This is a genomic window from Tardiphaga sp. GW821-FHT12E02 (assembly GCF_058807155.1).
This window is the reverse complement of record NZ_JBXAQK010000001.1, coordinates 3,000,621-3,022,729: the sequence shown is the minus strand read 5'-3', so window position 1 is coordinate 3,022,729 and position 22,109 is coordinate 3,000,621. Positions and strand designations below refer to the sequence as shown.

Here is a 22,109-nt window from a genome sequence, read left to right as displayed (position 1 = left end):
CGACACTCCGCGCGCGACATACCTCCATCAACTCCTGTCGATTTCGATCCAACAGGTCGCCTTGCGTGAACGCTGACTAGCTCGCGAAGATATCGGTCACCGCGCCCCCCAGGAGACCTATTGCTTTTGTGTGCCTCCGTGCCCAGAGCGATCGAGCAAGGTCATCAGGCACCTGCTCCCGGAATTTTCCGAATTTCACGTTGGATACGAATTCAGCAACGTCGGCAGGGTCAATTGCGTCCATCCGGGATAATTTGCTCAAGATAGGGCGAAGCTCGCCATCCCTGATGTCGGACACCGAAACACCAAGGTGATGAACTCCGGACTTCAACCCAGCCATAGCAAGCGCCGCGCTCAGGACCGCACACATTTCGGTGCCTCTCCAAAGGAAGACATGCATATTGCGGTCTTCGGCGAGCAAGCCCCGCTCGCCGAGATCCAATTTACGGAACATGGTCCTGCCTTCTTCAAGAAGCTCACGCGCCTTGGCGTCCAGATAGGGAGGCACATCCGAGGCAAGATAGACAGCTCGCATTTCAGAGATCAGTCTGTCGTGGGCTGGTTCGCCATCAGATGGCTCGAAACGCGGCACGACGCCGCCCGGATGCGGCGCAACGACAAGGGTCATGGTCTTATCTTCCACATCCTGAACGATCCAACGTTGCCCGGCGAAAACCACCAGGGCGTCCTTATGAACGGGATGTGTGATCGGAAGCGTGCCGAGCGTCCGCCCTCCGACCGTTAACCGCCACTCCTCTCCGGATTCAAAAACAGCAAAGAAATTCCTAGACTGCACGACCTTTTCACCTTCTCTGGCAAGCATCAGCGTCCCGTCAGAAGCCTGCTCTAGGAACATCACCTCCTTCGCGGCAAGGTGCCGTAACAGTGTGGCGAAGTCGGATGTGCCGATCGTCGAGAAGGGACCTGGGCCGCAGAGAAGATCGAACAGTGGTTTCGGTCGTATACCGCCTCTCTCAGCAATCACGGACAGTATCTGGTGAACCAGAGTGGAAGCGACCTCTCTGGACGCTCCGGCTTCCTCGACAAATCCTTGCAGCAACAACCGGACAACCGCCACCGACCGGATCGTATTAGGTCTCAGTCGATCCAGTATTCCGGACTTTTGAGTGATTTCGGGCTCTCGCAGATAGATGCGCAAGACCGACGGCGTACCGCGACGCCGCCCCGTTCGTCCCAGACGTTGGCGCAACGAAGCCAAAGCACGCGGAGCGCCGATCTGTGCAACCGATTTCACTGACCCGATATCTACGCCAAGCTCCAGAGTCGATGTACATACAGCAGTAGTCGGCTGATCGCCGTCCTTAAGACGTAGTTCCAAGTCTTCGCGGAGAACCTTCGAAAGACTGCCGTGATGGGGATAGAACTCGTTCGGAACGTTCAGCTTCTCCGAACGCCGTCGAAGACGATCAGCAGCGGATTCCACAGTACGGCGCGAACCTCCGAATACGAGGTTGTTCTCTCCCCGTAGAGTTTTGAACATGTGGTCGCAGATGTCATCGAGCGCAATCCTTCCGGACACTTCCTCATTCTCCGTCGCGCTGCCTTCCGCGTGATCGGGATCAGCAAGATCGGGGGGCTCGACATACCCTCTGACCTGGAGCCGCAATTCCGGAGCGTCGCTCTTCGCTTCAAGTATTTCGACGCTAATCGGGTTAGCGGGACGCAACCACGCAGCCGCCTGGTGAAGGTCACCGATCGTAGCGGACAAGCCTACACGGCGTGCTGAACGTTCTGCCATAGCGTCGATCCGACCAAGCAGACTTGCGACGTGCAGCCCCCTTGGTCCTTGTAGAAACGCATGCAATTCGTCGATTACGATGAATGAGGCCGTGGAGAGCAGACGCATCGCATCGGCCGGGCGCCGGACCAACATTGCCTCGATGGACTCAGGCGTTATCAGCGCAATCCCTTCCGGGTTCGCTATCGAGCGCTTTTTGTCAGCCTGAGACGCATCCCCGTGCCATTTGACAACCGGAATCTTCATGGTCTCGCAAAGCTGCTCAAGGCGCCGGAACTGATCGTTGATCAGCGCTTTGAGCGGGCTGATGTAGAGGACTGAGAAACCCTGCACCTTCCGGTCCGCGACTGACGTCAGGATTGGAAGAAACGCCGCTTCTGTCTTACCGGCGGCGGTTGTGGCCGCGATTACAATGTCTCGGTCGCCATCCAGCACCGACAAGATGGTACGCGCCTGAATCTCGCGGAGCTCGTCCCAACCTTGATCGCGGATCCAACGACGGATCTTCGGGTGCAACCGATCGTATGCTCCTTCAAGTCCCGATGCGGAGGCTTGTGAGGTCATCGCCGTCTCCGGTTTGCGGGGCGGTCATGTCGTCGTCACTTGCATGGGGATCAGTCGATACCTCGACCTGACCAAGCATCTGCTGCCAGTCGGCCCTGGCATTCTGCTCCATGACCGACAGCATCTGAACAAAGGCCTTTACCGTGTTCCTTGGCGTCCGGAAATAACTCTCCCCGATCCGCTGATCGCAATGCTGCATGAAGGCTGTCAACGCCTCATCCGGTACCAGATGGTTGGCCGGATCACCGCTGGCAAATACAGCCCGCACGTTCGTTAGAAGGACATACATGTCCTCCGGTGTCAGATTCTGCAACCTGAGAACCGGTCCCGAGAAATCAACCAGGCCACCGGACGCAAATCGGTTCTCCGCTAACCGGGACTGCAAAGCCTCGTAGCTGAAAAGCCCTCGCCTGGTGTCCAGCAGAAAATCCGGGGTGCCGCACATGACGAAGCCGATATGCGACGTATTCCCTTGTAAAGCGTCGTTCACGATCCGAAGAATTTGCTCGAAGTTCTGATTGCGCGCTTGGGAGTTTTGGAGCTTGTAAATGTTGACCATCTCGTCGAACATCACGACAAGACCTGCATATCCTGCGACCTTGGTGAGGCATGCGAGCGCTTTCAAAGAGTCGTAGACATTCCCGTCATCGATGATTGTGCGTACACCGAGAGCCTTACTCGCCTCGGTCTTGGTGGAGTATTCTGCACGTAGCCATCGCAGGGCAGCGGACTTCAGTTCTTCGTTCGCATTTTCGCTTCCACGCCAGTACGCCTTGAGAACCGTGGCGAAGTCATACCCGCCGACGAATTCCTGAATTGGAGCGAGCTTCTCGTCGATAACGGCTTCGACCGAGAGCTGTCGCGCTCCTGCCTCTTTCACGGTTTCGGTCACCAGCCGCTCGACGACAGCCGACAATGCCCCGCCGTCGGGTTTCGTGCGAGTTGACATATTGCGGACAGCCTCGGAATACAGAGCCCTCGCCTGCCCGCCGCTCGCATGTATTCGCCGATCAGGCGCCAGATCGGCGTGGACCGTTACGCATTTTCTCTCGAGAGCGATGAGACGGACGAGATTTGCAAAGAACGTTTTGCCTGCCCCGTATTCACCGATCACGAACTTGACGGAAGCACCGCCTTCCGCAACACGGTCGATATCGCGTAATAGAGCGCCAATCTCGGAAGCGCGGCCGACCTGAATGTGGGCGAGACCGAGACGCGGAACGACGCCAGCGCTCAGGGCCTGGATAATGGTATCGCGTTCCTTCGGCTTAATGGTCTTTGCTGCCTTGCTCATTGCGTCAACTCTCTCAGTTCCGTGAGCCGTCCCCGCAGGTGCGGCATTATCGAGATCTCTTCCCCGTCTTCCAGCAACGGTTCGTCGAAGTGATCGAACGCCCAGTCATTTATCCGTTCCAAGGCGCCTTCCGGAAGAAGCTTGATGGCACGCGCGCGTTCGTCGAATTCCGATCTCGGGAGACATCCCCTGATCTCCAGAAGTTCAACCAGCTCAGCGTGAGAATTATCGAGCCCCAACAGCGCGGGTTTCTCTGCGGCAGATACGACAGGACTATTGATTGGTGCAGGAGGCGTTTCTTCCTCGAATATGTTTGCCAGCAATTCGGAAACCGCGGCCGTTTCCCTCTGAGTTCGAGCGAGCTTATCGATATCGATCTTGATCCCGATCCCACCGCTCTCCAGAGGTACGACCGCCTCTCTTGGAATTGGGATGCCGGTCTCACGGTGTTCGGCAGAAATCGAGACCGGCTCGTCGATCTGACTGGCCGCCCGATGAAGCCCCGAATACACGCGTTCCCTTGGCAGGCCTAAGGCTTTATGGAGCTTTTCGAGGAACTTCACCTCTCCGGGCTGAACCGCCTCACCGCTACCGACAACCGCGATCGCGGCGTCGGCGATTGCCTCCCGCTCGGCATCACTTCGCTCGGCCAATCTCTTTAGAACACGAGCCTGTCTGGGCGGACTGTTGAAGATGATAACGGCAAACGCGATGAGACGAGCTCGCTCCACTCCGCTCAGATCTGCGCCATCTCTTATTCCGAGGATGACGCGCTGCATTTCCTCGCTCGATGATTCGCCATCGGCCGCCGCAGCAAGCACTGCAACCTCGACCTGAGCTTTCATCGCCCGATACGGAGGACGTTCCGGATCGACGGCACCACCTCCCGTCGCCGCAAACAGAAAGACCTGATCATCGAGTTGAGATACTCCGCCCCCGTAGCGGCGATCAGGTTCGACCGCGATATCCAGACGATCTAGCAGTTGTCCTAATTGGTCTGCGATACCGGGTGCGACCTTTCCGGAATCGTCGATTTCAAAATTTGCGAACTCGAGCAAGCTACGCATCTTGGTGCTTGCCCGATTTTGGCCCCCCATGAGGCTCAACAATTTGTCACGGAGTACCTGGAGCGGCTCGAATCCGTGCGCTGCGATCAAATCACCCGGCAGCAACAGCGCTGCATGTGCCGCCAGCTTCGCTTCTGGACGTCGCCCCACGAGTCGACTGAAGCCATCGAGTTCATCAGTACATTCCTGCACGAGCTGCCTCAATGGTTCGAGAGAAATAGTGGCCTTCGATATATCAGGAAGCTCTCGGAAAGGTCCGGAGACCTCCACATCAAACGCCCCGCTTGCTGCACTGTAAGTCAGGTCGATATTGCCGGACGTCTCGACCTTCAGTCCCTCCGGGAAACGCTGGAGGAAGCGGAGATGCCATAGCAAAACGAATTCGTTGAAACACCTGACTGCAGGTGTCCGAAGATAGACGTCGGGCAGAGACAGTATCCAAAGCAACGCATCCTCTGACAACAAGATACTGGATTGCGCGAGGCGGCGCCCCAGATGGATGCGCGTTGCGAGGCCGATTTCAGGTGAAAAATTGCGCTCCGGCGAGAGATCGGGAATGGCGGGAAATTGTCCGATCGCACATGCAGCAGTTTCAAGAAAGCACTGAGCATACCTCTGAAAGGAATCTTGCGCACCATAAACGGACAGAAGCCGCTCAACCTCAGCCATCAGGATATGCGCGCTCGCCCTATCACCCTCGACGAAGAGGCGGTGCTCGAGACCGTAAAAGAAGAGAAAGACGTGACCTATTCCGTAAGCTGAATCCGAGCGGCCTGTCGCCATCCAATTGAGGAACGCCCTCCGAGCCGCGGGATCCATGTCCTCGTATGACGGCCAGTAGGACATCGAAGCGCCAATAACGTCCGGCTTCGAGGACCGCGCGGATAGCTCGGGATTAACGACGTAACTGTCGATCTCTTCGCCATCGAAAAGCAACTTCTCGCCGAGGTAAAACAGCCCGCCCGCGACTGCTATGCCTTGGACAGCAACATTTTCCGAGGGCTCGACCCATCTGGCGGTTGGATGACGCAAGTATGTTTGAGTTGAGTGTTGGGGATGACCGCGGGTCACCCTCGCAAGTCGTTGCGCCGGAATCTCTGCGCTGACCTGTTGCGTCGCTCGGGCCGTTTTGAAATCGCCCGCCTGCTCCTTTCGGCCGCTTAACTTCGAGAACAGATAAGCCAAGAGAAGGAGCGCCCCGACAACCGTACAAAAGACCTTGATCGTGGCCAGGTTTTCGAGAACGAATTGATACGCCGCGTTGAGAGCGACGAAAATCAGTCCCAATACGATCAGGATTGCCGTTCCCGCAGCAGATCCACTCCTTCGCCGCCCCATCAGCCGTAGTCTCATTTCGTCCGCGGCTATGATCTCCCGCACAATCCCTGTGCCGATCGTATATGGCCGCGTTGCCGCTTAATTTATTCCCGAGAAAGTCACATGGGGGGTGGTCGGGGGCAAGTGCAATCGTAGGGCTATTAGTCTCAGGTTCGGTCCGAAATGGGAATTCCAGTCAAATCCGGATTAGGAAAGAATCCTAAGCCGGATGCACCCCTGGCAGGCCAAAAAGTAAAAGTTTCCTGAAGCCAGCCGGAAATAACGTACGAGACTCAACCGGCAGAATCGTTCGATCTTTCGAGCCATGATGACGATGGGCAAACAGGTCCGCTGCAACGGACTGCATATAGCGCTGGCATTCGCGCTGCTTGGGGCGTTAGCCCTGAACGTATCGCTGCTCTGCCGCTGGATTTAGCGCAATTGAGCTTGCACAGCCACATCACGCAAAAAATCAATAAAAATCAGATACTTAGATAGCCACACTTTACCTGACACATCGACCTAGCACGGCAGGCAGCGCGACCCCAATGATCCGGCTGTCTCTAGGGCCTACACCCTTCATGGCGCCCAGCCATCGCAACCTTGTCGATCTACCCGTCAATCATCTTGACAGTTGAGATGAGCCATTCTTCCGTCAACGCATGACAGAAGCGCACCGGGGGATAACTGTTCGACGGCTCGCCGAACTTCCATAGCGTGTACGGCGGTTTCGGCGGTGCTTTCGCCATCTATCATTTTGCTCCATCGGCGCAATCTTCGATTGCTTCGCCGCCTTGGGATTGTCCCGGATCCAATGAGCGATGCGCCTCGCATACCGTATGAAATCGCTTCATGTAATACTCGACAATGAAGACACGTACCAACGATGACAAATTACTTGCCTCATCCTGCACAGCAATCTGCTGGACTAGCTTAGGTCGTCTTACGCCCATATCCCGAGCAATGTCGCCCAGGGCGAGCCAGAAGTCCGGCTCAATTGACAGGCTTATCGTCCGACCATCCACCCTTATCGCCCTGATTCTCCTCAGAGACACTTCCCTAACAACGGGATGATCGACGGCCATTGCTAGGTGTTCTGTCTCTCGCGCGCCTATGGACTCTATCGGCGCCTTCAGGAACGGCACAACTGCTCGCTACAATAGTTGGTCGAATTCGCCGGACTAACTACGCGACGATCGTCAGCTCTCGATGGAGAAACTGTTGAGATTGCGTGAATGTCGACACTCATTGCATCAAGGATACGTCACTGTCGGCCAGTTTGATCTCAGATGATGCGAATTTGAGATGCTTCACGATGGGGAGCCTGGGCGGCGCTCTACAGCATCGGGCAAAAAGTTCTGCCTAACTCGAGATTCTGAGCCAGGCGAATGCACGTTTTCGGAACGTGATGACACTAGCCGAATTCGCATTGAGATCGATAGCAATCCCCTCGCTCGACATTAAGTATCCTGGCGTTCGAGATCAAAGAAATTCCGCTCCACAACGCGGCCATGCGCGACATTATCGCGTGCAAGCGACCGCGCTTCCGAAATGTCTAGGCGACCTGTCACGATCTGCCGTCGCAGACCAGCGACCTTGCGGCACGGACAAATCGGTCGAAAAAGTCTTGCCTTATTAACAAGTTGACGGCCTGATTTTGGATCTCTGGAACCGTTGTCCCATCCGCCCCCCAGTAGGAAGCGACAATCTCAAGCCGTGCTCACCTAATCTCTGCCACGTAGTCATTGACCATCGCGACCATGCTGCATGTCGATCAAACTGAAAATGTTGCCGCCGGAACCGCATCATTTCTCTGAATTCATTCAAATACGACGTGAGACATAAGCGATATCTTCCGATCTCTTTGGCTCTCTCGGCTCGTCAGAACGAGAAGTGGTGGATCTACTGCCTTTCCTTTTGTCGCATCAAGGAAGGCTGAGTGAATGACATCAATTGTTTACGCGATCGGTGACGTCCACGGTCGCGCGGATCTACTGCAATCGCTTCTCAACTTCGTCGAGAAGCATGCTCAATCAAAAGATATAGACCCACGTGTATTTTTCCTGGGTGACATAGTTGATCGAGGGCCTGACAGCCGCGAAGCGATGGAGATCGTATGCGATACGCTAAGGCGCTGGCCTCAAAGCCGCCTGCTCCTGGGCAATCACGATCAGCTTTTCCTCGATGCGATGACCACCCAGAGATACCTCGACAGATGGTTCACGGACTTCGGGGGCTTGAAGACCGTCACTTCGTATCTGGGCGAAGGCACCCACTACTGGCCTGAAGAGATCGCCGAGATTGGCAAGCGTTTTCCGGAACTGCTGAGCGTCCTTCGCGAAGCGCCGACAATTCTCACCGTTGGCGGCTACGTCTTCGTCCATGCGGGGATAGATCCGGAAGTTCCGCTCGACAGACAGGAAAGGAACGTCCTCCTTCAAGTGCGGTCAAAGTTCACGGATCTCATTGGACCGCTATCACACGTAGTGGTGCACGGACACTCAAAGCAGGAGCCGCCCCGACCAGTCGTCACCGAGAACCGCATCTCGCTCGACACGGATGCCTGGGTCACGGGCGTCCTTTCGATGGCCGTTATTGAAACAGAAAGAAATCAGATCGAATTCTTCTCGACCGGTCCCAATGGTAGCGTTGCAGCGATTGAGCCGATCCGTCTTGATCGTGGCTTCGGAACGGCGGTCGATGAAGCTGTTCAATCCCGAACCGCAGCAGCCCAACTTGCCGCTTTGCGCTAATCATCGATCAATACTGGATTTCCTACTCATTAGAACGCATCAAAGATCAGTCTTCCGCGTTGGTTGCTTGCGACCGATCGGCCCCAACCGTGATCAAGCTTTGATTGTCTTGTGGCTCAGTCTTCGATGACGATCCCAATGACCCTCGTCATTCTTCAATTCGAAGTCCTTTCGCTTCGGACGAACATGCCATTCCTTTGTGTCCGGGTTAAAGAGTCCCGGCAGCCGGATGTGCGCATTGATCATCATGAAGTCAGCAACATTGATCGTCGCCACCACAGCATTCATTGATATTGCGGTCGCTGCGATCTCGAGATCACGGCCGACTTTGGCCGGATACTTACCTGGGCTGGGCGCTAATATATGCTGTAGTTCGGGGACAAGAGACAGATCCGTGTAAACATCGATGATGTTGTCAGCGGGCGCTATGATCCGTGGTCTCATTGCGAGGATGCTCTCGAACCATTCGTGCAGATCATCAGCCCGTTGCCGCTCGCCCCTTATTCTGAGGAACTTGATGCCGCGCCTGATCTCGATGATGGTGCACTGGGCAATACACCATGCGCGCGGCTGCAGGCGGTTGCACCAATCCAGCACCGAAGGCGATGGCCTCGGTTTCGAGAGGTTGGACAGCACATTCGTATCGAGGAGATACAGTGTCATTGCGTGGCGCCGAATCAGGTGCCCCACTACCATCGTCGCCCCCGGCTTACCGGATGGTTAACAATCCCTTCTCGGGTTCAGCCAGACTGCGAAATAGCCGCCCTCCATGAGACTCCGCTTTGCCATCGGAATTTCCGATAGATTGAATCCTTCCACTGCACCTCTGAGCGCGGTAATCTTGAGGGATTCGAGAGGCTCGTTGCTTGAGAGAAGATCGGTCAAACGTTTGGACTGAGGCCGAAGCGGCTGCCGATCCGCGTGGCTTGTTTGCCGCTGTCCTGTCCAGTGGCCCGCAACGCGTACGTATGCCGAATTTGGCCGACATCGTCCTTACCCTCGACCAGACGGACGAAGATGCTGAGAAAAGCTTGGCCGCCCTGCTCAAGCGACCCAACTTTCGCGAAGAATCCGAGTAGCTCCGATAGGCAGACTTCGCGGTCGCGCGTTGCCGATCGAAAAGCCCGACGTCCCTGTATTTAGTTGGCTGCCGCAAATTCCAGCCTCTAAAATCGCAATCAACATTCTTGTTGACTCGGCCCCAGTCGTTCTCTATTCGTTCTCGCCATGAGCACGCTGTCAGACATCAGCATTTCCGCGCCAAACGCCGCGTCCAAGGGCGCTGGGGCGCAGTTCCTAATACGCTGACCTCCAAGCAGTCACTCCACATTTCCTGTGACGCCTGCGCCGACGCCGTGTCGGTATGAGGTCGCCCCATGCTCATCGATGTCTCCGCCAATCGCGGTACGATCCACGCGCGCGTGCTCTCGCATGCAAAACAGTCTGCTCTCCTCAATGCGTTCGCACCACGCGGCACCGTCCGCTGCCGCAGCGATGCCCTCTTTCGCACCGAAGCCGCACGCAACGCCGCCTGCCTGTTCGACCTTGATGCCTCCGTCATCGCATGGACCTGTATGCCCATCGTCCTCGATCGCAGCAGGCGCATCCACATCCCCGATTTCCTGATCGAACGGCGTTCCGGAACGACCGTGATCGACGTCGTGCCTTTCACCGGACCGCAACCGCCGAAGTGGGCGGCCGATGCCTCGCGCAAGCTTGGTCACGACTATGAAGCGATGCAGGAGGCATCGTTCAAGGATGATGTGCGCTTCTTCAATGCGCGCGACTTGCTTCGCTACGCAAACTATCAGGTCCCGCTCGGAGATCGCATCCGTCTTCTCGCATTCCTCGACGAGCACGGCTCGGCACCGCTCGCGCTGTGCATGTCCGTTTTTCCGAACAACCGCGATCCCGTTGGCGCCATCGCCGCACTGGCACTGCGCCGTTTCGTCGAAGTCGATATCGACGAAGCTATTCTTGGACCGGACACTATAGTCAGCCGCTTCCGCGGCTGATCCCTCCAACGCTCGTTAATTCCACCACGCCGTGATCGAAAACGATCACGCGAACGATGAGACACGCAATGTACCAGTTCGAACGCACGCCGCCCGCCGGAAACATCAAGGACATGATCGATCGCCTCCGCAGCCTCGCCGACGATCTCGAACGCGCGAGCGAGGGAAAGCACCCGAGCGAACACATCCTCGAACACGCGCCCGTACTCAATGATTGGCAGTTCGGCTATCGACCGGAGATGTGTCTGTACGGCACCGTCAGCGGACATCCCGACATCACGGACGGTCGGCTCAACCGCACGTCCGGTCTCTGGCTTATCTCACGCGAATTTGGATACGCGCGCACGCTCTCGCGCGTCTACGCGCTCGCAAGCCCCAACGAAGACCCGCACTTCCGCAACTACTGAATTCAACTTCCAAAAAGATTGCGAACGGATCACACCATGATGCGAACCAATTCGAAAACGCGGCGGCGCAAATATCCCAAGCGCCAGGCAATCCAAAACGACGCGGGCACCCTCATCGCACGTCGCGCCATCGTGCGCGCACTGCGTCGGGCCGGAATGCATCACGTCCTGAAAGGCGCGACTGCGACGATCGGCTTCGTCTTTCCGCCATCGATCGCCAAAAGCTGGCTTCGCAATGCAGCAATGGACCTGCTGCGCGAACTCACCCCCAGCAGGGACGCCTATCACGACTTCTACGATGGCAGCATCGGCAGACGTCGTGACGGCAATGCCCCTGGCGGCACCGCCGAAATCATCAAAAGCGATCTCTTCTTCGGATTCGCTTCCAATGAAAAACACTTCCCCGAGGATTTCCGCACCCTTGCCGATCACATCGTCACGCTCAAGGAACTCGACGCCGCTGCGATCAAGGTTGCGTTCCGTGCCATCATGAACATCAATGCGCCCCCCGATATCATCGACGCGGCCTTGCACCTGCCGAACGGAATGATCAGCGGCGTTATCAAACGCAAACGCCGACTGCAGGACGTGATCCGGACACTCACGCGGCCGCAAAACAAAACGAAGCCCGGCCCCACCTTGCCGACCATCCACGACCTCTCCGGATACGGAGAAGTCGCCGTATGGGCCAAGGCCCTCATGGGCGATCTGAAAGCCTACAAAAACGGCGAGATCGAATGGCAGGACGTCGATCGCGGCGCTGTCATCAGCGGACCCACTGGCACCGGGAAAACCCTCTTCGCCCAGGTGCTCGCCGCATCATGCGACGTGCCCCTCCACGCCCATTCCCTCATGCAGTGGCAGGCCAAGGGACACCTCGGAGACCTCCTCAACGCAATGCGCAGGGCTTTCGACAAAGCCGCAGCAGCCGCGCCCTGCATTCTCTTCCTCGACGAAGTTGATTCATTCGGAAGCCGCGGCAGCTTCAGCGCCCAAAACGAACACTACTGCTCCGAGGTCGTCAACGGACTGCTGGAATGCCTCGACGGCGTCGGCAAACGCGCCGGTGTCGTCGTCATCGGCGCAACAAACCTTCCGGAACGCATCGACCCAGCCCTGCTTCGTCCCGGCCGCATGGGACGCCACCTGCGCGTCGAACTTCCCGACGCCGAGGCCAGGATCGGCATCCTGCGTCACCACCTCGGCGATGCCATGCCAGGCTTCGACCTCGCCGGCGTCGCAAACCGCCTCGATGGCGCCTCCGGCGCGGTAATCGAACAGGTCGTCCGCGATGCCCGCCGCCGCGCACGCAGCGCAAATCGCGAGATCGAGCCGTCAGACCTTTCAATCTCACTGCCTCCGCGCGTTCGGCTCAACGATGCCGCATTCAAGCGCACATGCATTCACGAGGCCGGACACGCCATCGTCGGCTTCGTGCTGCGCGACGAGGCTGGCGCCACGCCCATCGAGGTCAAGGTAAGCCGCGACGTGGATCCGTCAGGAGGCGAATCCGGCAGCACCACATTCGACCATCAGCGCGGAACGGATCGCACGCGCCAAACCTACGAGGCATCGATCGCAACGGCACTGGCGGGAATCGCGGCCGAGAACGTGCTGCTCGGAACCCACGGCGCGTCCGGCGGAGGATCGGCGGGATGCGATCTCCACCGCGCCACCGTGCTCGCCGCTGGGCTCCTCGTCACTTACGGTCTCGATGGTCGTCTCGTCTGGCTCGGCTTCGCAACACCCGAACAAATCCTCGGGCACCTTCGCAGCGATGCCGAATTGAGCCGCCGCGTCGATGCCATCCTGCACGAATGCCTCGAACGCGCCAAAGTAATCCTTCTGGAGAGAAAGGATCGCTTGCTTGCGATGGCTTCGCTGCTCGCAGATAGGCGCCATCTCGACGCCGCCGACATCGAAAACGTCCTCACCGAAAACAAGGCGGGGCTTGCGGATATGCTCTTGCCGTGACGAGCCTCTAAGTAGATCCATAGGCTTGATCACGCAGAACAAGCGCGGCCTCGAGGTTCTGGCTAGACTTCTCGAAGACCGCGAAACGTTCGATGCGTGCAAAATCCGGCGCATCTCCACGTCGGCCTGCGAGATTTTGACCTTGGGCGTATTTATGACGCCGCTCGTGTTGAAACGATCCTGCTCTTTTCGATGCTCACTTTCAACACTGCTGGCAATATCTGTCAGGCTCTAATTCTCGAGGGATTCGCTAAATTTGCGAGTATTCAGACGACGAGCGATTTATGATTTTCCTCATCAACTCAACTTAGTCGAAGCGATCAGATTGACAGAGATGTGAACAGCATACATTTCGCTCCCTTCAGCAGAACGCAGAGAAACCGAGCAAATGCCGAAGCCTATCCCCGCTTTTCCCTTTCACTCCTTCTCCATGATCATCACGCTCGAGTTGGGCGGCTTGATCGTGATAAAGCTGGCGAACGATGTCGGCATAACGCAACGCCTGATTTTAACATTCGAGAACGCCATTCATTTCGTCAAAGACGGATCTTTATTCCTGCAGAAGACCGAATTGGACGACCCCAGCAATTGGAACATCAATCAAGACGGCGAAGACCATCGAGAAATGCTTCGTGCTTTTGAAGCGTTCATGCCGAACATTTCCGACAACGATCTAGGGTCGTTCGACAGGCACGAATTCAAGAACAAATTCAACTTCGGCATGGATGATACGATCATTCCTGCGTCAACGCTGATCACAACACAAACCGCCGATATGGACGACCGAGTACAAGTCTTCCTTTGCAGTCCTGGCATTTACTCGATGCTAATCGAGCAGTTACGAGTGCGGCTCGACAGAATTTCCCGAAGCCGGAATTAAATGTGCGCGCCTCCGGCTTTCCGCGACAAGTGACTGTAGCAAGCTCGCCGCCTGCGGTCCGAGCTTGCCTTCCTGGATTTCCACGCAACGGGCTGCTTCGAGAAAACGCTTCATCGCACGGCTTTTGTTTGATTCATTCCCGTTAACACTACGCTCCGACATCCGACTGCCCTCTTCTGGTTCTGTATCTCAATGAAAGGACACATTTCCATCGGCGACAAGCTCGCTGGAGACGCAGCCAATGGGATCAATCTACATCGTCCAATTTCTCCTCAAGTTGCCACGCCTCGCACTAATCAAAATTAACCATCGTCGACCGAACTGATCGACTCCGAAGGGCAAGTTGAATACAAAAATACCTGCCGCACGACTTGTTCGGCCACGTTCGCTCCCGCGAACATGAGTGCAACCGATCACCACCGTGATCGAGACAGAGGAGGCAGACTTAGATGACTATCGCTCTCGCTTCCTCCGACAACACCCTCGCCCTCAAGGTTTTCTCCTCGATATCGGCCTGATCGTTCGGCGCCACGGCGGCGCTCGTTCACTCGCCACGTTCCAGAAGATCGTCTTCCGGAACGACATCAACCGACGCATCCAGCGGTCGGCAATGGAGAAATGACGTGTTCGGCTATCCCATGACTCACATCGACTTCATAGCTCGTTGACGTCGCAGTCAGATCCGCGATCTTCAACGGGCCTTTCGATCGCAAGGTCGAGCGAAACTTGTAATCGTGCGTATCGGGACATGCTTCCCGAGATACTCAAGCTGCGCGTGGAGTTCACAATGAAAGATTCCTTGCCCCACACCGGTCCACGCATTGCGCGTCTCCGCAAGTTGTCCTTGAGCGGAGCACAACGCGCACCTTCGACGTACCGGACTTGCGACATCCCTGATGAACAACGTCTCGCTATGCTTGAGGCCATCCGCGCCCTCATGGAGGCGCCGTCCGTTCTTGAGAAATTCAAATCGCGTCTCCGCTTCTCGTCATGCAACGAGGATACGTCCGATAATTCTGCGATGACCCTTGCTCACTCGGCGCGGGAGGCGTCACGGCGAGCGTGATTTCACTACGTATTTACCCAACTCCTTCATCGCCCCGAAGGAGTTGGGTTGTACGGATGCGCGCTACCAAGAATCTAAAACGGGAAGTCTCCGCAATGTCCTTCGTGAACCGCATAGCCGCATCGGACGGCCGCCAGATCTGACTTACGCTATCGGTTTGATTGACCGGTGGCATGAGCCACCTGTCGTCCGTCCTTTGATGTTTCCGGTTGAAACGAGAAGGACGCAATATGCGCAAGGCAAAGATCATTATGGACTTCTTGATCGATAGGCGCTTGGGACGCCAGGACGACTACTCCATTCCTGAACACACGACGTTTTTTCCTCCGTCGCATCAACGCTCTGGTCGCCTCGTCGAAGGCTCCGACGGGGGATGCTCCATACCGATGGCAAACCGAAATGCGACACTTCCAGCGAATGGTATCCGCCGCAGGCCTCGACCGGTACCCGTCGCCCTCCGCGCGCCTCTAAGCGGTCGTCGTTCCGGGGAGTCCGCTACTTGGCGAACGAGAATCGTGAACTCGTCAATGAGAGTTGGTTGGAGGGCGGCGTTGGATGTTGCCTTGAGGCTGATCGCAACGTCGTTGAACTGCGCGATCAGTGGCCCGCTGTCGAGTATGTCGATCAGCATGGAGAGGTTCACACGCACACCTTTGACTGGCATGTGACGCACAAGGACGGGAAACGCTTTGCCATTGACGCGCGGCCGCACGCTCGCCTCGGCAACCTGCCCAATGTGATCGCGCTCATCCGCAAACAGCGCGCTCACCGTGAATTCGCCGATGGCATGGCAATCATCACGGAACGCGACTTCACCAACGACGACGTCGTCAACGCGAAGCAGGTCCTCCGCTCTCGGCTTCATCGTGACGAAGACGAGATGAACGCCGCAGTCAAAGAACTGAGATCGATCAGGGGCGCCGTCTACTTTGGCGATCTCGTCCGCAAGGCTCCGATGGAAGCTTATCGCCGAATGGCGATGTGGGGAATGATCGATTTGGGCATCCTGCTCCCGGTCGAACGAGAACGAGTGAACGATCGAACCAAAATGTGGGTCAACCACGCTGCTTTGCACGAGGCATATGCATGAACGAACTAGCACCCCAACTGAAGGCCGAGCCGCAGATTTTCAAGTTCAGTCGCCTCGACCGGATCACCATCGCCGGCACGCATTATCAGTTGTTGAGCAGTCATCAGCATCACCACGAGCTGGTAACCGTGAAGCCACCTGAGCGATGTGAGCCATTCACGCACGAGCTTCTTTACGAATATTACAGCAAGAAATTGCTCAAGGTTGAGAGGGGATATTTCGGCCCCGATGCTGCGCGCACCCGCGGCGAATGGGCAGAAGCAACCTTGAGCAACCTGCCTGAAGAGAAAGCCCGTCTGGCGCTATTTTACGCGAGCTATCTGGACGAATTCATCCGGATGAAGGCCGACGGCGAAGAAGGCGTTTCTCTCTCTCTGACGTCACTCGAATGGGTTATTCCTGAGATCGGAAAGCGGGTTAAGTCTGCTCAGACGCCGAAACGTTCAGGGGCCACGCTCCACGAATTCGCCCCGCCTGCGCCACGCACTTTCAGGCGCTTGCTTAGGAAGTACATCGACAATGGATATCGGGCGATCGCTCTTGCCCGAAAGAAGACCGGCCGCTTGCGACCCAGCAAGTTTGCCCCTCACGATATCCAATTCTGGAGCGAATTTGCTGCGATGTACGCATCTCGTTCGGTGCCAACCAAGGCAGGCCTGCTCGCTTCGCTAAAAGGGCAATTGGAAAAACGCAATGCGAAACGTAGCCTCGAGGGCCTACCTCTGCTGACCGTGCCCAAGCGCAAATACTTCGAAAAGATGATTGACAGGCTAGATCCCTTCTTTGTCGTGAGCCGCCGCGAGGGTATCGAGGCCGCACGGGAAAAGTTTCGCATCACCTACCGGGGATTGGAGGTCGAGCGCCCAATGGAGCGCGTCGAAATGGATGAGTGGAAGATCGACCTGCAGACCATCCTCGCGCATCTCCAGGTCTGGGAAAAGCTTACCCGAAAGGAACAGGCGGTCGTGAAGCGCTCCAGGCTTTGGCTCACTGTGGCAATTGACTGTGCCTCACGCGTCATTCTTGCCATGAAGTTCAGCGATAGGGCCCCGAACGGTCAGTCTGCCCTAGCTGCGCTTGAAATGGCGATGATCGACAAGAATCTGCTCGCTAGGACGGCGGATGCTGCCCTTCCCTGGGTCGGAAGCGGATTTATCGAAGAACTCGTCACGGATAACGGAAGCGGGTTCCGGAGTCTGGCCTTCCGTACCGCCGCAGCCGACCTTCGGATCGCATACTGGAACCCACCGGCTGGCGAAGCACCGCTGCGTCCTTTCATCGAAACAGTGTTCAAGACGATGAGTGTGCAATTCCTGCAATGGTTCGAAGGTCGTACATTCTCGAATTTCATCCAGAAGGGCGAGTATGACGCCGAGGAAAATGCTTGCATCTGCGTTGACGAACTCAATCGCTTGTTCGTCCGCGCGGTCGTCGACATCTATCATCAGCGTCAACACGGCGGCCTCGGTTACGAAACGCCCTACAACGCATGGCTTCGCCTATCGAGGAAGTTCGGCGTTGAAAGCCCCCCTGACGAAGAGGAGCGTCGCCGTGTGTTCGGCGTGAACTTAAATCGCGTCATCGGTGGTAAAGGAATTCTATTCCTTGGCCTTCACTATCAGAGTACAGCGCTGCAGAACCTTCGAGTTGGCATGTCGGTCAAGACTGTCAATATTCGCGTGAACCGATTCGATATTTCAAAAATCGCGGTCGCTCTCGATGACGGAGGCTGGCTGACGGTAGATTGCGCCGAAAAAGTCGCGCCTGACGTTAGCATCTGGGAATGGATGGCTTCGGCGAAACGACTTGCGTTTGTCCATACTGAAAATGCGCGTCCCGGAACCAGCGTCATGTACAGGGTAATTGATGAGCTCCGGGAAAGCGGCGAGGCCGCCTATGCGCGATCCGAATTCGGAACGCCGCCGCCCGATGGTCCGACAATTGCTGCAGAGGAACGTCGGCTGTTTCGGAACATTCAGTTCGTCGACGACATGAAGGCTCCCCCGACTTTGGCCCCGCTCTTCGTCGCCGACGTACCTCCTTCTGACACCCACTCGATCGTACCGTATGTATTTAAAACGGACGACGAAGAGCTCGAACCGGATCCAACGGACGACATGGGTGAAATTGACCCCGACGATGATGTTGTCATTCACAACGACAGCCAGCTGGGCGATGTCGATGATTTGCGTTTCGAGGACTGACACACATGCAACCGAACGATCTTGCTCGAAAGAACTCGAAGTCCCTGAACGAAGCTCTGACGCACCTACGCAGTCAGATGCCCGCGAAACGCGTGTCCCTCTCCGATCAAGTGGGTATCCTCAACAGTAAGTATATCGGCTCTTCCCGCGACGACGAGCTGGACTCCTACATCCAGGACCTGATCGACAATGCCTCGGCCGCGATGAACGGCGTCGCCGACAAGCGTCGAGCGCTGTTTGTTGTTGGGGAGTCAGGTTCTGGAAAAACGACAGCCATCCAGCGCAAAATTGCGTCTCACAAGGAATTCTCTCCCTACGAAGACAGTGCGGGAAAGATCATTCATCCATTAGTGACACTCGAAGCTCCCGGTTCCATGACCCTCAAGGTGCTGGCAATCGAGCTCTTGAGGGCGATCGGCTATCCGATCATCAAGAAACTCGAGGAAGGTGAGGCCTGGGAGCTTCTCAAAGAGCAACTCGCATTCCGGAAGGTTCTCTTTCTGCATATCGATGAAATGCAGCACGCAATGGCATCGAACAATCATGCCACCATTGAGAAGGTCTCGGATACGATTAAGAGTCTATTGCAGATCCCGAACTGGCCGTTGCATGTGATCTTTTCCGGTGTTCCGGCGCTGTCGAAGTTCCGTGAGAACAATCAGCAAATCAAGACCCGAAGCAAAATTATGGAATTCGAGCGCGTTACAAGCGTTCGAGTGATCGCCAGGATCGTCAAGCAGATCATCGAGGTCGACGCTAAACTGAATGCCGACGAAGACGTTCTTAAGGAGGAATTCGTCGCGCGCCTGGTCCACGCGATGGATGGCGCCTTTGGTACCTGCATCGAATTCACTAGGACCACGGTCATCCGCGTCCTGCGTCACACCGCGGATTCGTGTGACAAGGCGACAGTCGAACCGCATCATTTTGCAAAGGCCTATTCATCCGTCTCCGGCTGCAAGCCGACCGAGAACATCTTCACCGAAAAAAACTGGACCAGCATCAATCCAGCAAATGCCCTAAAGCGAATGCAACACGTTTTCGCTCATCAGAGAACAGGGCGAACGCGAGAGAAGTCCGGAAAGTGACAGCTCTCAATTTCAGGACACCCCTTCGCCCCGATCAAACTGCCGCCAGCCTTATCTCCAGCCTCGCTGCGCAGAATGGTGTGCGATACCTTTACACATTCTGTGGGCATATGGGTTTGCTAAACACTGCAATCACCTATTCGAGTCGCTCGATTCACACATCTGGCTCCTTAAACATCGACCGTATTTCCGAATTGACGACGATCTCGGTTCAGGAAATCACGGGATCTGCCGTAAACCGGATCGATAAGCGGTGGGCATCGATTGCAAACGAGAAGATGCGACAGACGGACATCGCATACGAAGGATTCCGTCACTGTCCCTGTTGCGTAAGAGAGGACTTGAAAAAAGGGACGGGTCCTGCGGAATTAAGGACTTACGGAAGGACTTGGTGGCTTGTTCGGACAATCGAGACATGCCCCGTTCATCACGTCCGGCTCGTGTCCTCGGCTCGTGAGGCAGAGTGGCCGACAAGCGGAGATTTCGCGCAGTATGTGAGAGAAAACCTGGATGAAATTTCGAATCTCCATGATGAAAGGCAAGCGACACTGCCTTCACCGGTAGACACATATCAGGTCGGACGACTGAAAGGAGAGCGCACCGTCCCGACGCTGGACGCCCTACCCTTTTTCGGCGCAATCGAACTTTGTGAGGTGGTCGGTGGGATGAACATGCTGGCGGATCCGTTTTTCCGTCGCGATCTTTGCCCTCCAGAACAACTCAGAGCATGCCGCGATCACGGATTTGAACTACTCAGTCGTGACGGGGAGCCACTATACGATTTCCTGGACAAACTCTTCGAAGGGCGGTGGACATCACGGACCCCTTGCAACCATAAGGTATACGGCGGATTCTACACTTGGCTGACGCGCAAACTAGACGACCCAGATTTTGAACCAGTCTTCAGCACTCTGAAGTCGCACGCTATGGCTAATCTTCCGCTCGGCCCCGAAGACAAGTTTTTCTTTGAAGTTGCCGAGCGTCGAAAACACAGTTTCCATAGTCTCGCGCGCAAACTCGGCAGTCACCACACTCGCGTCGAGAAGCTGTTAGTTCTGGCGGGCTTTACGACCGTCGATGATATCGCTCGAAGCAAGGTGCGCCTTCTGTTTGATGCGCAACCAGTCGAAGAATTCTTCCAGACGCTTCGCGATACAATGCCGAAGTTCGCAGCGGCCAGTTTTCTCGGAATTACTCACGTCGGCTTTGATTGGCTGCTCGAGGCAGGATTTGTCACCCTAAGGCCGCTTATGTGCGAAGATGGTTCGATCCGACCCGCTTGTCGTCGAGATGAGCTACTGGATTTGCAAACTCGAGCGACACGCCGCGCAACCGAGGTCGAAAAGCGGCCAAAGGACACGTTCAGCATTGGTCAGGCTTCCGCTAAACTCGGCTGTAGTTGGATCGATATTTTCAAGCTTCTCGCTGACGGCGTCCTGGAACAATGCATTTTTGTGGACGATCGGACCATCGGCGCATTGCGGTTGAATTTGGATGAGGTGCGGAGAAAGATGTTGATCTCACAATCGCAGACGCTTGATGACGAGGAATGCCGATCCAATCCAGTAGAGCCGATTTTCGGTTGGAACTGACGATTCGCAGCACGGACGCAGACATGAAATCCAGAAACGAAGATTACGGAAGCGCGTCGAACTCGCGCTGATGGCCATTGATCATCTCACGCAGCGCGGCAGGCTGTAGCACCTCAACCGACTTGCCCCACGTATAGAGGTGCCAGCACATCTCGAGATGTCCCGACGCTCTAAACTTCACAAGCAGCGATCCGTCTCTCTCCTCTTCGACTGTTTGGGTCGGATGAAACACGAACCGGCGGGCGTGGTCGGCTGCGTCAGGGGAGAAGCGCCACACCACCTCGCCGTGCTGGGCCTCGCTCTCGTAGGAGCCGAAGCCCTTCTCGGCATGTGCGCGGAGGCTGAAGCCCGGATCGATATCGAAGCTCTCGCCGAGCACTTCCGCCGAATAGATCTCCTCGACGCGATAGTGCTGAAGACGCGCAGCCTTTTTCGTCGTGTCGCGCGCTACAAGATAGCGCCGGACGCCGAGCAACAACCCGTGCGGCGCGACAATGCGTTCGCTTGGCTTATCCTGCGTACGTCGGCGGTAGGTGATCCGTAGCAGGAACGGCCCCTTCAGCGCCTCCGAGATCGCGGCATTGACATCGCTATTCATGACGGGCTTTGGACCGGGTCGGGCGGCGTGGCCGAGTGCCTCGAGGAGCACCTCCTCGTCGACTGAGAGCCGCGTGCCGGCACCGGGTGGGAGGAGCGCGCGGACCTTGGACTGGAGCTGGCGTAGCGTCGCCGCCTCCGCCGTCATCTGCCCAGCCTCGAGCTCGGTGATCGCGGTCGCGAGGGCGGCAAGCTCCTGCGCCGAGGGCGTTAACAACGGCGCAATTGCCTTGGTCTGGATACGCCAGCGGCGCTTGCGGTCGTCGCCGTCCACGGCCACAGTCTGCGGGAATGCAGCCTGCAGCGCGTCGGTCATCCTCTGCGCGGTGCGGTGCGAGCAGCCCCACTCGTCGACGATCTCCTCGAGCGACACGCCGCTCCGGCCCGTGGCCATCATCGCGAGCTTGAGCAGTTCCTGACCCTTCGCGAACGACATAGATGC

16 protein-coding genes and 1 pseudogene are annotated in these 22,109 nt (G+C 56.6%); 11 read left to right on the top strand and 6 right to left on the bottom strand.

The window, feature by feature from the left end:
- Nucleotides 1–76 precede the first annotated feature (76 nt).
- The 4 genes from AC1RQ5_RS14120 to AC1RQ5_RS14105 all read right to left on the bottom strand — a co-directional run bounded on the left by AC1RQ5_RS14120 (nucleotide 77) and on the right by AC1RQ5_RS14105 (nucleotide 7,086).
- Nucleotides 77–2,323: a DEAD/DEAH box helicase gene (locus tag AC1RQ5_RS14120; protein WP_493199719.1), complete on the bottom strand. Its 2,247-nt coding sequence runs from the start codon at nucleotides 2,321–2,323 to the stop codon at nucleotides 77–79.
- A complete protein-coding gene (locus tag AC1RQ5_RS14115; protein WP_493199718.1) occupies nucleotides 2,292–3,617 on the bottom strand; it encodes an ATP-binding protein in 1,326 nt (441 codons plus the stop codon). The genes AC1RQ5_RS14120 and AC1RQ5_RS14115 overlap by 32 nt, the downstream gene beginning before the upstream one ends.
- Nucleotides 3,614–6,037 (bottom strand): tellurite resistance TerB family protein, encoded by a 2,424-nt coding sequence (locus AC1RQ5_RS14110; protein ID WP_493199716.1) that lies wholly within the window; start codon nucleotides 6,035–6,037, stop codon nucleotides 3,614–3,616. The genes AC1RQ5_RS14115 and AC1RQ5_RS14110 overlap by 4 nt, the downstream gene beginning before the upstream one ends.
- 716 nt (nucleotides 6,038–6,753) lie before the next feature.
- Entirely contained in the window at nucleotides 6,754–7,086 is a 333-nt protein-coding gene (locus AC1RQ5_RS14105) for a ribbon-helix-helix domain-containing protein (protein ID WP_493199714.1), read from the bottom strand.
- An 858-nt stretch (nucleotides 7,087–7,944) separates the two neighbouring features.
- Between AC1RQ5_RS14105 and AC1RQ5_RS14100 the strand changes: the two genes are divergently transcribed.
- Complete coding sequence (locus AC1RQ5_RS14100) at nucleotides 7,945–8,754, top strand: metallophosphoesterase (RefSeq protein ID WP_493199712.1); 810 nt, start codon at nucleotides 7,945–7,947, stop codon at nucleotides 8,752–8,754.
- A gap of 93 nt (nucleotides 8,755–8,847) precedes the next feature.
- On the opposite strand, the gene AC1RQ5_RS14095 is transcribed toward AC1RQ5_RS14100, so the two are convergent.
- Entirely contained in the window at nucleotides 8,848–9,417 is a 570-nt protein-coding gene (locus AC1RQ5_RS14095; RefSeq protein WP_493199711.1) for a PIN domain-containing protein, read from the bottom strand.
- A gap of 713 nt (nucleotides 9,418–10,130) precedes the next feature.
- Between AC1RQ5_RS14095 and AC1RQ5_RS14090 the strand changes: the two genes are divergently transcribed.
- From AC1RQ5_RS14090 to AC1RQ5_RS14045, 10 genes and pseudogenes are all read left to right on the top strand, one after another.
- Entirely contained in the window at nucleotides 10,131–10,769 is a 639-nt protein-coding gene (locus AC1RQ5_RS14090) for a hypothetical protein (protein WP_493199709.1), read from the top strand.
- A gap of 68 nt (nucleotides 10,770–10,837) precedes the next feature.
- Entirely contained in the window at nucleotides 10,838–11,176 is a 339-nt protein-coding gene (locus AC1RQ5_RS14085) for a DUF6634 family protein (protein ID WP_493199707.1), read from the top strand.
- A 36-nt stretch (nucleotides 11,177–11,212) separates the two neighbouring features.
- The gene (locus tag AC1RQ5_RS14080) at nucleotides 11,213–13,150 is read left to right on the top strand and encodes an AAA family ATPase (protein ID WP_493199706.1); all 1,938 of its coding nucleotides are present in this window, start codon (nucleotides 11,213–11,215) and stop codon (nucleotides 13,148–13,150) included.
- 388 nt (nucleotides 13,151–13,538) lie between these two features.
- The gene (locus AC1RQ5_RS14075; protein WP_493199704.1) at nucleotides 13,539–14,030 is read left to right on the top strand and encodes a hypothetical protein; all 492 of its coding nucleotides are present in this window, start codon (nucleotides 13,539–13,541) and stop codon (nucleotides 14,028–14,030) included.
- A gap of 403 nt (nucleotides 14,031–14,433) precedes the next feature.
- Nucleotides 14,434–14,652, top strand: a complete 219-nt coding sequence (locus AC1RQ5_RS14070; RefSeq protein WP_493199702.1) for a hypothetical protein — start codon at nucleotides 14,434–14,436, stop codon at nucleotides 14,650–14,652.
- 943 nt (nucleotides 14,653–15,595) lie between these two features.
- Nucleotides 15,596–16,186, top strand: coding sequence for a hypothetical protein (locus AC1RQ5_RS14065; RefSeq protein ID WP_493199701.1), 591 nt, complete (start codon nucleotides 15,596–15,598; stop codon nucleotides 16,184–16,186).
- Nucleotides 16,183–18,390 carry a TnsB C-terminal domain-containing protein gene (locus AC1RQ5_RS14060; protein ID WP_493199699.1) on the top strand — a complete coding sequence of 736 codons (2,208 nt, stop codon included), beginning with the start codon at nucleotides 16,183–16,185 and terminating at the stop codon, nucleotides 18,388–18,390. The genes AC1RQ5_RS14065 and AC1RQ5_RS14060 overlap by 4 nt, the downstream gene beginning before the upstream one ends.
- Nucleotides 18,391–18,395: 5 nt before the next feature.
- Nucleotides 18,396–19,478 carry an ATP-binding protein gene (locus AC1RQ5_RS14055; RefSeq protein ID WP_493199698.1) on the top strand — a complete coding sequence of 361 codons (1,083 nt, stop codon included), beginning with the start codon at nucleotides 18,396–18,398 and terminating at the stop codon, nucleotides 19,476–19,478.
- Nucleotides 19,475–19,906, top strand: a pseudogene (locus tag AC1RQ5_RS14050) (TniQ family protein); the annotation flags it as partial. The gene AC1RQ5_RS14055 and the pseudogene AC1RQ5_RS14050, both read left to right, overlap by 4 nt.
- A 66-nt stretch (nucleotides 19,907–19,972) precedes the next feature.
- Nucleotides 19,973–21,070 carry a hypothetical protein gene (locus tag AC1RQ5_RS14045; protein ID WP_493203603.1) on the top strand — a complete coding sequence of 366 codons (1,098 nt, stop codon included), beginning with the start codon at nucleotides 19,973–19,975 and terminating at the stop codon, nucleotides 21,068–21,070.
- A 43-nt stretch (nucleotides 21,071–21,113) separates the two neighbouring features.
- Here the strand turns inward: AC1RQ5_RS14045 and AC1RQ5_RS14040 are convergent, their stop codons facing one another.
- Nucleotides 21,114–22,103: a helix-turn-helix transcriptional regulator gene (locus AC1RQ5_RS14040; protein ID WP_493199696.1), complete on the bottom strand. Its 990-nt coding sequence runs from the start codon at nucleotides 22,101–22,103 to the stop codon at nucleotides 21,114–21,116.
- Between the last annotated feature and the right edge of the window lie 6 nt (nucleotides 22,104–22,109).

What these genes read in the sequence shown, in the direction of transcription:
- AC1RQ5_RS14120 (WP_493199719.1), bottom strand. Translation starts at nt 2,323, where the DNA reads ATGACCTCACAAGCCTCCGCATCGGGACTTGAAGGAGCATACGATCGG.
- AC1RQ5_RS14115 (WP_493199718.1), bottom strand. Translation starts at nt 3,617, where the DNA reads ATGAGCAAGGCAGCAAAGACCATTAAGCCGAAGGAACGCGATACCATT.
- AC1RQ5_RS14110 (WP_493199716.1), bottom strand. Translation starts at nt 6,037, where the DNA reads ATGAGACTACGGCTGATGGGGCGGCGAAGGAGTGGATCTGCTGCGGGA.
- AC1RQ5_RS14105 (WP_493199714.1), bottom strand. Translation starts at nt 7,086, where the DNA reads ATGGCCGTCGATCATCCCGTTGTTAGGGAAGTGTCTCTGAGGAGAATC.
- AC1RQ5_RS14100 (WP_493199712.1), top strand. Translation starts at nt 7,945, where the DNA reads ATGACATCAATTGTTTACGCGATCGGTGACGTCCACGGTCGCGCGGAT.
- AC1RQ5_RS14095 (WP_493199711.1), bottom strand. Translation starts at nt 9,417, where the DNA reads ATGACACTGTATCTCCTCGATACGAATGTGCTGTCCAACCTCTCGAAA.
- AC1RQ5_RS14090 (WP_493199709.1), top strand. Translation starts at nt 10,131, where the DNA reads ATGCTCATCGATGTCTCCGCCAATCGCGGTACGATCCACGCGCGCGTG.
- AC1RQ5_RS14085 (WP_493199707.1), top strand. Translation starts at nt 10,838, where the DNA reads ATGTACCAGTTCGAACGCACGCCGCCCGCCGGAAACATCAAGGACATG.
- AC1RQ5_RS14080 (WP_493199706.1), top strand. Translation starts at nt 11,213, where the DNA reads ATGATGCGAACCAATTCGAAAACGCGGCGGCGCAAATATCCCAAGCGC.
- AC1RQ5_RS14075 (WP_493199704.1), top strand. Translation starts at nt 13,539, where the DNA reads ATGCCGAAGCCTATCCCCGCTTTTCCCTTTCACTCCTTCTCCATGATC.
- AC1RQ5_RS14060 (WP_493199699.1), top strand. Translation starts at nt 16,183, where the DNA reads ATGAACGAACTAGCACCCCAACTGAAGGCCGAGCCGCAGATTTTCAAG.
- AC1RQ5_RS14055 (WP_493199698.1), top strand. Translation starts at nt 18,396, where the DNA reads ATGCAACCGAACGATCTTGCTCGAAAGAACTCGAAGTCCCTGAACGAA.
- AC1RQ5_RS14040 (WP_493199696.1), bottom strand. Translation starts at nt 22,103, where the DNA reads ATGTCGTTCGCGAAGGGTCAGGAACTGCTCAAGCTCGCGATGATGGCC.